Below are 9,557 nucleotides of genomic sequence, written 5' to 3' on the forward strand. Positions count from 1 at the left end.
AATCTGTGGTAGCCCTTCGGGCAGGTCATACGGTGGGGAACACGAAGGCCCCTTGTGGCTGGGAGCCCGAACCAAAAGCACGCCGCTGCGCGGCGGAGCCGCGCTTCGCGCGGGCGGAAGGGGGTGGCGGGGGTCAGGCTCCCAGCATTCGGAGCACCAGGTCGGCGTAGAGGGTGCCGATCGACTCCGGGGTGCGGCGGCTGCCCGGCTTGTACCAGCGTGCCACGTCGATGCACAGTGACAGCACCGCCAGCGTCGCCCCCCTGACGTCCGGCACGTCGAACGCCCCCGCCGCCACGCCGTCTTCGATCATCCCGCGCACCGTGGACTCGATCTCGCGGCGCAGTTCCACGACCTCCGCGTGGTGTTCCGGGGTCAACGCCGTCAGCTCGTACTGCACCACCCGGGCCGTCAGGTGGTACTCCGCGTGCCACGACGAGAAGGCCTTTACCGCCGCCGACATCCGGGCCACCGGTTCCGTCTCCGTCACACCGGTCAGCATCTCCAGTGCGCGTCGGTGGCCGATGCGGGAGATCTGGAAGAGCAGGTCCTCTTTGGACCGGTAGTGGATGTAGACCGCGGCAGGGCTCATGCCGGCCTGGGCGGCGATGTCGCGGGTGGTCGTGGCGTGGTAGCCGCGGCCCGCGAAGGCGGCGGCGGCCGCGATGAGCATGCGGCGGGCGGCGGGTGGCGTCACGTCGCGCCAGGTCCGCTCCAGCAGCTCGAACTCGTGGGCGGCGGTGGTCAACAGGGGCCTCCTTGACAAGGGCCGACAGCGTACCGCAGGCTAAGCACACGCTTAGGGCCTAAGCAACCGCTTAGTATGTGGAGGGAACGTGCAGCGCACCCTGTTCGAGGACGACCACCACGCCTTCCGGGAGACGGCGCGCGCGTTCGTGGACCGGACCGTGCGGCCCAACTACGAGAAGTACGTGGAGCAGCGGTCCATCGACCGCGAGCTGTGGCTGGAGGCCGGTCGGCAGGGGCTGTTGGGCCTGGAGGTCCCCGAGGAGTACGGCGGCAGCGGCGCGAACGACTACCGGTTCAACGCCGTCCTCGGCGAGGAGCTGTGCAAGGTCAGCGCCGGTGTCGCGAGCTGCCTGGGCATCCACGGCGACGTCGTCGCGCCCTACCTGGTCGACCTGTGCACCGAGGAGCAGAAGCAGCGCTGGCTGCCCCGGTTCTGCTCCGGCGAGCTGACCACCGGCATCGGCATGACCGAGCCCTCCGGCGGTTCCGACCTCGCCGCCCTGCGCAGCACCGCCGTGCGCGACGGCTCGGACTGGATCCTCAACGGCTCCAAGACGTTCATCACCAACGGCTTCTCCGCGGACATGATCGTCGTCGCCGCCCGGACCAGCCCGGAGAAGAAGTCCAAGGGCATCACGCTGTTCGCCGTCGAGACCGGCATGAAGGGCTTCGAGCGCGGGCGCAAGCTGGACAAGGTCGGCCAGCCCGAGTCCGACACCGCCGAGCTGTTCTTCGAGGACGTCCGCATCCCGGCCGAGAACGTCATCGGCGAGGTGGACCGCGGCTTCATCTACATGATGGAACGCCTGCCGCAGGAACGCCTCGGCGGCGCGATCTCCAACCTGGCGCACGCCAAGCAGATCCTGCTGGAGACCATCGAGTACGCCAAGGAGCGCAAGGCGTTCGGGCAGGCGATCGGGTCGTTCCAGCACAACAAGTTCCTGCTCGCCGAGCTGGTCACCAAGGTGGACGTGACGCAGGCCTTCCTGGACCAGTGCACCATCGCGCACACCAAGCGCGAGCTGACCGCCGTGGACGCCGCGAAGGCCAAGTACTGGAGCGCCGACGTCCAGAACGAGGTCCTCGACGCCTGCGTGCAGCTGCACGGCGGCTACGGCTACATGACCGAGTACCGCGTCGCCCGCGCCTGGATGGACGCCCGCGTCACCAAGATCTGGGCCGGCTCCAACGAGATCATGAAGGAACTCATCGGCCGCGACCTCGGCCTGTAGGACAAGGAGACCACCATGCCCGAGGCTGTCGTCGTCGCCACCTCGCGCTCCCCGATCGGCCGGGCCCGCAAGGGTTCCCTGGTCGAGCTGCGGCCGGACGACCTGGCTGCCCAGGTCATCCGGGCCGCGCTGGACAAGGTCCCCGCGCTCGATCCTGCCACCGTTGTGGACTTGCACCTGGGCTGCGCCGAACCGCAGGACGAGCACGGCCAGAACGTCGCCCGCCGCATCGCCGTCCAGCTCGGCCTGGACACCGTGCCGGGCACGACGGTCAACCGGTTCTGCGCGTCCTCCGTGCAGACCGCCCGGATGGCCTTCCACGCCATCAAGGCGGGGGAGGGGCACGCGTTCATCAGCGCCGGCGTCGAGTGCGTTTCCCGTTACCGCCACGGCGATCCGCACCTCAACCCGCTGTTCGACGAAGCGCGGGAGCGGACCGCGCGGACGGCGGAGCAGAACACGCCGTGGACCGACCCGCGTAGCGACGGGAAGTTGCCGGACTACTACATCGCGATGGGGCAGACCGCCGAGAACGTGGCCACCCACCTCGGCATCTCCCGCCGGGAGCAGGACGAGTTCGGCGTCCGGTCGCAGAACCTGGCGGAGAAGGCCATCGCGGACGGGTTCTTCGCCCGCGAGATCACCCCGGTCACGCTGCCCGACGGCACGGTGGTCAGCACCGATGACGGTCCGCGCGCTGGAGTGACGCTGGAAGCGGTGCAAGGGCTCAAGCCGTCGTTCCGTCCACAGGGGACGGTCACGCCGGGCAACTGCTGCCCCCTCAACGACGGCGCTGCGGCGGTCGTCATCATGAGCGACACCCGGGCCCGGGAACTCGGGCTCACCCCGTTGGCGCGCATCGTGGCCACGGGTGTGTCCGGCCTGTCCCCGGAGATCATGGGCCTCGGCCCGGTGGACGCGACCCTGCAAGCGCTCGCGCACGCCGGGATGTCCATCGGCGACATCGACCTGGTCGAGATCAACGAGGCGTTCGCCGTGCAGGTGCTGGGCAGCCAGCGCGCGCTGGGCATCGACATCGACCGGCTCAACGTGCACGGCGGCGCCATCGCGCTGGGGCACCCCTTCGGCTCGACCGGCGCCCGCATCATGACCACCCTCATCAACGGGATGCAGGCCCGCGACGCCCAGTTCGGCCTGGAGACCATGTGCGTGGGCGGCGGTCAGGGCATGGCGATCATCCTGGAAAGGCTCAGCTGATGGGAATCCTCGACAAGTTCCGCCTCGACGGGCAGACCGCGATCGTCACCGGTGCGTCCTCCGGTCTCGGCGTGGCGTTCGCCAAGGGCCTGGCGGAGGCGGGCGCGGACGTCGTGCTGGCCGCGCGGCGGGTGGACAAGCTCAAGGAGACCGCCGCCCTGGTCGAGGCCGCGGGCAGGCGGGCGCTGATCGTGCAGGCGGACGTCGCCCAGCCCGACGACTGCCGCGAGGTGGCGCGCGCCGCCGCCGAGTTCGGCGACGTGCGGGTGCTGGTCAACAACGCCGGCGTGGCCTCGGCGGTGCCCGCGTCCAAGGAGACGCCCGAGCAGTTCCTCGGCGTCATGGACGTCAACCTCAACGGCGCGTACTGGATGGCCCAGGCCGCCGCCGCGGTGATGGAGAACGGCGGCTCGATCGTCAACATCTCCAGCGTGCTCGGGTTGGTGTCCGGCGGCCTGCCGCAGGCCGCCTACGCCGCGTCCAAGGCCGGTCTGCTCGGCCTGACCCGCGACCTGGCCCAGCAGTGGACCGGCCGCAAGGGCATCCGGGTCAACGCGCTCGCGCCGGGGTTCTTCGCCTCGGAGATGACCGACCAGTACCCCGACGGCTACCTGGAGGCCCACGTCGGCCGGCTGCCCATCGGCCGCGCCGGCGACCCGGAGGAGCTGGCCGCCGCGGTGGTCTTCCTCGCCTCGGCCGCCGGCGGCTACACCACCGGCGCCACGCTGGTCGTGGACGGCGGCGTCACGCTCGGCGGCTGACCCGGTCCGCCCCGGTCGGCCGTTTATGCTGCTCACCATGGCATCTGTGCCGGAACGGCTGATCGGGGCCGCCACCAGGTTGTTCGCCGACAAGGGCTACGACCGGGTGGCGGTGCAGGAGATCGTGGACCACGCCGGGGTCACCAAGGGCGCGATGTACCACTACTTCGGGTCCAAGGACGACCTGCTCCAGGAGATCTACGGCAGTCTCCTGCGCATGCAGACCGAGCGGCTGGAGGAGATCGCGACCGGCCCCGGTCCGGTCGCCGAGCGGCTGCACGCGGTGGCGGTGGACGTCGTGGTGACCACGGTCGAGAACTTCGACCAGGCCAAGGTGTACTTCCGGTCGGCCGACCAGCTGCCCGAGCAGCAGCGGCGGGCCATGCGCGCCGAGCGGCGGCGCTACCACGAGCGGTTCCGGTCGCTGGTCGAGGAGGGGCAGGAGGCCGGCGTCTTCCGCGCCGACGTGCCCGCCGACCTGACCGCGCACTACTTCTTCGGCACCATCCACCACCTGGGCACCTGGTACCACGCCACGGGCCCGCTGACGCCCAAGCAGATCGGCCGCCACTACGCCGACCTGCTCCTGGCCTCACTACGCCCCTGACGGCGGTTGCCCCCGGCCGCGGGTCGGGCGCACAGTGGTGGGATGCGGCGCAAAGCGCTGGTCGTCGTGGCCGCCTGCCTCCTGGTGGCGGTCGTCGCGGTCCTGCGCGGCCACACCCCGCCGCCGACCGCCGCCCAACCCCCACCGGCCACCGGGTCACCGACCGCCACCGCGCCACCCACCACCGCGCGGCTCGGCCCGGTGCCCTACACCCGCACCCCGGCCGGCGACCTCGCCGAGCGGGTCGCGGTGGTCGGCGAGTGGCTCACCGTCCCGTCCACCCCGGACGCGTCCACTGTGGACGCCGGCGGGTCGGACGTCGAACGGTGCGGCACGCACTTCTACTGGCCCAGCGAGGGAGGACTGGCCCGCTGGGCACCCGGCTCACCCCGCGTCGAGGTGCTGAGCCTGCCGGACCCGGGCGCGTTCGTGGCGCACCGCTGCGTCTACGGCATCCTGAACGTGGTGACCGACCAGGGCGCACCCAGACTGTGGTTCCTGGGCGCGCCCTAGGGCGCTCACGGAACCAGCAACACGACCGTCTCGGCCACGCACGCCGGCTTCGGCTCGCCGTCGATCTCCACGACCACCTTCACCACGGCCTGCTTGCCCTGCGCCATGTCGGTGATCTCGGTCAGCTCCGCCCCGGCGCGGATGCGGGAGCCGACCTTCACCGGCGTGGGGAAGCGGACCTTGTTCAGGCCGTAGTTCACGCCCATCGACAGGCCCCGCACGGTGTAGATGTCCCGCACCAGCAACGGGACCAGCGACAGCGTCAGGTACCCGTGCGCGACCGGCGCGCCGAACGGGCCGCGCGCCGCCTTCTCCAGGTCGACGTGGATCCACTGGTGGTCACCGGTGGCGTCGGCGAACAGGTTGATCTCCTGCTGGGTGACCTCGTGCCACGGCCCGAAGCCCAGGTGCTCGCCCTTGGCGGCGGCCAGCTCGTCCAGGTTCGCGAAGGTGCGCATGCCTCAGTCCTTCGGTCCGCCGGCGACGTAGATGACCTGGCCGGACACGAACCCGGCGCCCTCGCTGACCAGGAACGACGCCGTGTGCGCGATGTCCTCGGGGGTGCCGGTGCGGCCGACCGGGATCATCGCCGCCGCGCCCTTCTTGAAGTCCTCGAAGTCCACGCCGACGCGGGCGGCGGTGGCGGCGGTCATGTCGGTCTCGATGAAGCCCGGCGCGATGGCGTTGACCGTGACGCCGAACTTGCCCAGCTCGATCGCCAGCGTCTTGGTGAAGCCCTGCAGACCGGCCTTGGCGGCGGCGTAGTTGGCCTGGCCGCGGTTGCCCAGCGCGGAGGTGCTGGACATGTTGACGATCCGGCCCCACTTGGCCTCGGTCTGGAACTTCTGCACCGCCCGGCTCATCAGGAACGAGCCGCGCAGGTGCACGGTCATCACCGCGTCCCAGTCGTCGTCGGTCATCTTGAACAGCAGGTTGTCCCGCAGGATGCCGGCGTTGTTGACCAGCACGGTGGGCGCGCCCAGCTCGTCGGCCACCCGCTGCACGGCGGCGTCCACCGACGCGCTGTCGCCCACGTCCACGCCCACGGCGAGCGCGCGGCCCCCGGAAGCGTTGATCTTCCCGACGACGTCCGCGCAGCCCTCCTCGTCGAGGTCCAGCACCGCGACGGCGAAGCCGTCCTGCGCGAGCCGGGTCGCCACGGCCGCGCCGATGCCGCGCGCCGCGCCGGTGACGATGGCCACCCGTGCGTTGGTCTCGGCCACGAAATCCTCCTTGATACGGGCTAAGCAAGCGCTTGGAAACTACCGGCAGGCGTGGCTTGACGCCACAGCCCGGTGCGACGACCATACCGACTGGTCGGAATGTCGCCAAGGGAGGCGTGCGGTGGAGTTCCAGGACAAGGTCGCGTGGATCACCGGCGGTGCGAACGGCATCGGCGCGGGGGTCGCCCGCAGACTCGCCGGGCTCGGCGCGAAGGTCGTCGTCGCCGACGTGGACGCCGAGCGCGGCAAGGCCGTCGCCGACGAGGTGGACGGGCTGTTCGTCACGTGCGACGTGAGCGACCCCCGGCACAGCGAGCAGGCCGTCGCGGCGGCCGTCGAGGCGTTCGGCGGGCTCGACATCGCCGTCCTCAACGCGGGCATCGCCACCGGTTTCGGCCTGGGCGACGACTTCGACGCCGAGCGGTACCGGCGGGTGATGGGCATCAACCTCGACGGCGTCGTCTACGGCGTGCACGCGGCCCTGCCCGCCCTCAAGGCGCGCGGCGGCGGGCACATCGTCGCCACGGCGAGCATGGCCGGGCTGATGGCGATGCCGATGGACCCGGTGTACGGGGCCAACAAGGCCGCCGTCGTCGGCCTGGTCCGCGCGCTGGGGCCGACGTTGGCCGCCGACGGCGTCGCCGTCAACGCGGTGTGCCCCGCGTTCGCGGACACCAACATCATCGCCGGCTTCAAGACCGCCCTGGAGTCGGCCGGCATGCCGATCCTCACCGTGGACGACGTGGTGGACGCCTACCTGTCCGCCCTGCGGTCCGGCGGCACCGGCCAGTGCTGGTACGTCCAGGCCGGCCGGCCCAGCGAGCCGTTCAAGTTCCCCAACCCGCCCGGCCCGCGCACCGCGTCCGGTGAGCGCGTGGCCTTGCACGACCCGTCCCAGGAAGGCTGATCCACTGTGCGTGCCATCCAGATCACCGAGTTCGGCGGACCCGAGGTCCTCACCGAGGTCGAGCTGCCCGACCCCGTCGCCGGTCCGGGCGAACTGCTCGTGGACGTCAGCCGCGCGGGCCTGAACTACGCCGACACCCACCAGGCGGAGAACTCCTACCTGGCGAAGATGGAGCTGCCGCTGGTGCCCGGCGGCGAGGTCGTGGGCCGCACGCCCGACGGTCGCCGGGTCGTCGCGCTGACCAACTTCGGCGGGTACGCGGAGAAGGCCTCCGTGCCCGCCGCGACCGCGTTCGACGTGCCCGACGGCGTGGACGACGTGACGGCGCTGAGCATGGTCGTGCAGGGCGCGACGGCGTGGCTGCTGCTGCGCAAGAGCGTGCACCTGGAGCCGGGGGAGTCGGTCGTCGTGCACGCCGCCGCGGGCGGGGTCGGGTCGATCGCCGTGCAGCTGGCCAAGAAGTGGGGCGCGGGCCGCGTCATCGCGACCGCGAGCAGCGAGGACAAGCGCAAGCTGGCGCTGGACCTGGGCGCGGACGTGGCCGTGGACTCCACCGCGGCGGACATGACGGCGGCGCTGCGCGAAGCCAACGAGGGCCGGCGCGTGGACGTGGTGCTGGACATGACCGGCGGCGCGGTGACCGACCAGAGCGTGGCGGCGCTGGCCCCGTTCGGGCGGCTCGCGTTCTACGGGATGGCCAGCCGCGAACGGCCGTCGCCGGTGGACCTGGGCAAGCTGCTGGTGCACTCGACGGCCATCGCCGGCATGTGGCTGCCGCACGCGTTCAAGCTGCCGGGTCGGGTCGTGCACCGCGCGATGGACGAGCTGTTCGCGCTGGTCGAGGCCGGTGAGCTGCGGGCCGTCGCGGGCGGCGAGTACGGGCTGTCCGAGGTCCGCAAGGCGCACGAGGACCTGCGGTCGAGGCGGACGACGGGCAAGTTGGTGCTCGACCCGTCGCGGTAGCCCGGGCGGGTTGGTGTCGGGGATCCGGCCGGTGGGCTGCCCCACCGGCCGGTCCGCGTCACTCGCTCAGTTCGGCCAGCGCGGCCTTCACCTTGGCCAGCTCGGCCTCCAGCTCCTCCATGCGGGTGCGGTGCTGGGCCCGGGCGGCCTCGATGACCTCGTCGATGCCACCGGCGATGTCCTCGTGCAGCTCCTTGGCCGCCTTGGACACCGCCGCCGCGGAGATGACGAGCCCCTGCACGACCCGCTTGGTGCCGTGCACCAGATCGGCCTGCCACTCGCCGTCGGCGGTGCCGGTGACGGTGAGCGTCAGCTCGACCGTGCGGGTCTTCTTGGCCGTGCTCTTCGCGGCCTTGGGCTTGGCGGGCTTGGGCGCGGGCGCCTCGGCCTTGGGTTCGCCACCCTCGACCTTGGGCGCCTCCTCGGTGGCGGGCGCCTCCTCCTGCTGCGTGGCCGCCGGCACGGCGTCCACCTGGTCTTCCTGCTCCACGAGCGTGTCCGCCTGCACGTTCTCGTTTCCTCTCTGCATCCGGCTCGACCCGGCCGTGATCCTAGAACAGATGTTCGATGGTGGGTCGATCGCCCCGCACAGCGTAGGGTGTCGGGCTTGTGAGCGGCTGGAGGGACATGGCCGCCCGTCGGTTCCTGGATCGGCTGGGTGGCGAGATCGGCATGGCGACGGCGGTGTTGGCCCCGGTGGGCGTGCTGGCGGCGATCGACCAACACGCGGCGTCCGTGCGGGACATCCTCGCCTACGGCGCGCCGGCGGCAGCGGCGGCGATCCTGCTGGCCGGCTACGCGCGCGGCGTGCTGGACGAGGCGACGAAGCACGGCTGGACCCCACCCGCGGTGGTGGAGTGGGCGCGCGCCGACTGGACGACGCTGAGACTGGCCGCGGTCTGCGACCTGGCGCGGCGGTCGGACGAGCCGGAACTCGCCCTGGAGGGGTAACCGTCGCGGGGGCGGGATTGGTCCGTCCGGATCCCGGGTACCTCGAACGCGCGTTCGAGCGTTCGAGCGAAGGGAGAAACCGACCGTGAACCGCACCCCGGAGAAGGACCCCGAGGACTGGACGACCGGCGACGAGCCGATGACCGGCCCGCAGGAGTCCTACCTGCACACCCTGGCCCAGGAGGCGGGCGAGGAGGTGCCGGAGGACTTGACGAAGGTCGAGGCGTCGCAGTTGATCGACCGGTTGCAGGAGAAGACCGGTCGCGGCCGGGACTAGCACACGCGCTTCCCATCCGCGCGAAGCGCGGGTCCGCCGCGCAGCGGCGTGCTTTTGGTCCGGGCTCCCAGCCACAAGGGGCCTTCGTGTTCCCCACCGTATGACCTGCCCGAAGGGCTACCACACTTTTCGGGGGTCGGGCCAAAAAGTTTTGC

13 protein-coding genes are annotated in these 9,557 nt (G+C 71.4%); 9 read left to right on the forward strand and 4 right to left on the reverse strand.

The annotated features are described in order from the left end of the window. Positions 1 to 133: 133 nt before the first annotated feature. Positions 134 to 748 carry a TetR/AcrR family transcriptional regulator gene (locus AB0A74_RS41640; RefSeq protein WP_343939580.1) on the reverse strand — a complete coding sequence of 205 codons (615 nt, stop codon included), beginning with the start codon at positions 746 to 748 and terminating at the stop codon, positions 134 to 136. Between the two features lie 88 nt (positions 749 to 836). Between AB0A74_RS41640 and AB0A74_RS41645 the strand changes: the two genes are divergently transcribed. From AB0A74_RS41645 to AB0A74_RS41665, 5 genes are read left to right on the forward strand one after another with little or no spacing between them, the layout of a single operon-like run. After that, the gene (locus tag AB0A74_RS41645) at positions 837 to 1,982 is read left to right on the forward strand and encodes an acyl-CoA dehydrogenase family protein (RefSeq protein ID WP_358258609.1); all 1,146 of its coding nucleotides are present in this window, start codon (positions 837 to 839) and stop codon (positions 1,980 to 1,982) included. A 15-nt stretch (positions 1,983 to 1,997) separates the two neighbouring features. Then, positions 1,998 to 3,200, forward strand: coding sequence for an acetyl-CoA C-acetyltransferase (locus AB0A74_RS41650; RefSeq protein WP_358258611.1), 1,203 nt, complete (start codon positions 1,998 to 2,000; stop codon positions 3,198 to 3,200). Then, entirely contained in the window at positions 3,200 to 3,961 is a 762-nt protein-coding gene (locus AB0A74_RS41655; protein WP_343939574.1) for an SDR family oxidoreductase, read from the forward strand. The genes AB0A74_RS41650 and AB0A74_RS41655 overlap by 1 nt, the downstream gene beginning before the upstream one ends. A 37-nt stretch (positions 3,962 to 3,998) precedes the next feature. Then, positions 3,999 to 4,568, forward strand: a complete 570-nt coding sequence (locus AB0A74_RS41660; protein WP_358258613.1) for a TetR/AcrR family transcriptional regulator — start codon at positions 3,999 to 4,001, stop codon at positions 4,566 to 4,568. Between the two features lie 42 nt (positions 4,569 to 4,610). Further along, on the forward strand, positions 4,611 to 5,081 hold the full coding sequence (locus AB0A74_RS41665; protein ID WP_358258615.1) for a hypothetical protein: 471 nt from the start codon (positions 4,611 to 4,613) through the stop codon (positions 5,079 to 5,081). 5 nt (positions 5,082 to 5,086) lie between these two features. Here AB0A74_RS41665 and AB0A74_RS41670 read toward each other — a convergent pair whose 3' ends face one another. Together AB0A74_RS41670 and fabG are read right to left on the reverse strand one after the other, a co-directional pair. Beyond that, positions 5,087 to 5,539 (reverse strand): MaoC family dehydratase, encoded by a 453-nt coding sequence (locus tag AB0A74_RS41670; protein ID WP_358258617.1) that lies wholly within the window; start codon positions 5,537 to 5,539, stop codon positions 5,087 to 5,089. A gap of 3 nt (positions 5,540 to 5,542) precedes the next feature. Further along, on the reverse strand, positions 5,543 to 6,304 hold the full coding sequence (gene fabG, locus AB0A74_RS41675; RefSeq protein ID WP_358258619.1) for a 3-oxoacyl-ACP reductase FabG: 762 nt from the start codon (positions 6,302 to 6,304) through the stop codon (positions 5,543 to 5,545). Positions 6,305 to 6,425: 121 nt separating this feature from the next. Here fabG and AB0A74_RS41680 point away from each other — a divergent pair, with 121 nt between their 5' ends. Both AB0A74_RS41680 and AB0A74_RS41685 read left to right on the forward strand, forming a co-directional pair. Continuing rightward, a complete protein-coding gene (locus AB0A74_RS41680) occupies positions 6,426 to 7,211 on the forward strand; it encodes an SDR family NAD(P)-dependent oxidoreductase (protein WP_358258621.1) in 786 nt (261 codons plus the stop codon). 6 nt (positions 7,212 to 7,217) lie between these two features. After that, entirely contained in the window at positions 7,218 to 8,174 is a 957-nt protein-coding gene (locus AB0A74_RS41685) for an NADPH:quinone oxidoreductase family protein (RefSeq protein WP_358258623.1), read from the forward strand. Between the two features lie 58 nt (positions 8,175 to 8,232). On the opposite strand, the gene AB0A74_RS41690 is transcribed toward AB0A74_RS41685, so the two are convergent. Continuing rightward, positions 8,233 to 8,703 (reverse strand): DUF6319 family protein, encoded by a 471-nt coding sequence (locus AB0A74_RS41690; RefSeq protein ID WP_358258625.1) that lies wholly within the window; start codon positions 8,701 to 8,703, stop codon positions 8,233 to 8,235. A gap of 80 nt (positions 8,704 to 8,783) precedes the next feature. On the opposite strand from AB0A74_RS41690, the gene AB0A74_RS41695 reads away from it, so the two are divergent. Together AB0A74_RS41695 and AB0A74_RS41700 are read left to right on the forward strand one after the other, a co-directional pair. Continuing rightward, positions 8,784 to 9,125, forward strand: a complete 342-nt coding sequence (locus AB0A74_RS41695) for a DUF6401 family natural product biosynthesis protein (RefSeq protein ID WP_358258627.1) — start codon at positions 8,784 to 8,786, stop codon at positions 9,123 to 9,125. Positions 9,126 to 9,210: 85 nt separating this feature from the next. Then, on the forward strand, positions 9,211 to 9,402 hold the full coding sequence (locus AB0A74_RS41700) for a DUF3072 domain-containing protein (protein WP_343939557.1): 192 nt from the start codon (positions 9,211 to 9,213) through the stop codon (positions 9,400 to 9,402). Positions 9,403 to 9,557: the final 155 nt, after the last annotated feature.

It is taken from the genome of Saccharothrix sp. NPDC042600, from assembly GCF_040647305.1.
GTDB classification, from domain to species: domain Bacteria; phylum Actinomycetota; class Actinomycetes; order Mycobacteriales; family Pseudonocardiaceae; genus Actinosynnema; species Actinosynnema mutabilis.

Bases quoted from the DNA above. Each gene is read 5' to 3' on its own strand.
- AB0A74_RS41660 (WP_358258613.1), top strand. From the start codon at position 3,999: ATGGCATCTGTGCCGGAACGGCTGATCGGGGCCGCCACCAGGTTGTTC.
- AB0A74_RS41655 (WP_343939574.1), top strand. From the start codon at position 3,200: ATGGGAATCCTCGACAAGTTCCGCCTCGACGGGCAGACCGCGATCGTC.
- AB0A74_RS41670 (WP_358258617.1), bottom strand. From the start codon at position 5,539: ATGCGCACCTTCGCGAACCTGGACGAGCTGGCCGCCGCCAAGGGCGAG.
- AB0A74_RS41650 (WP_358258611.1), top strand. From the start codon at position 1,998: ATGCCCGAGGCTGTCGTCGTCGCCACCTCGCGCTCCCCGATCGGCCGG.
- AB0A74_RS41665 (WP_358258615.1), top strand. From the start codon at position 4,611: ATGCGGCGCAAAGCGCTGGTCGTCGTGGCCGCCTGCCTCCTGGTGGCG.
- AB0A74_RS41690 (WP_358258625.1), bottom strand. From the start codon at position 8,703: ATGCAGAGAGGAAACGAGAACGTGCAGGCGGACACGCTCGTGGAGCAG.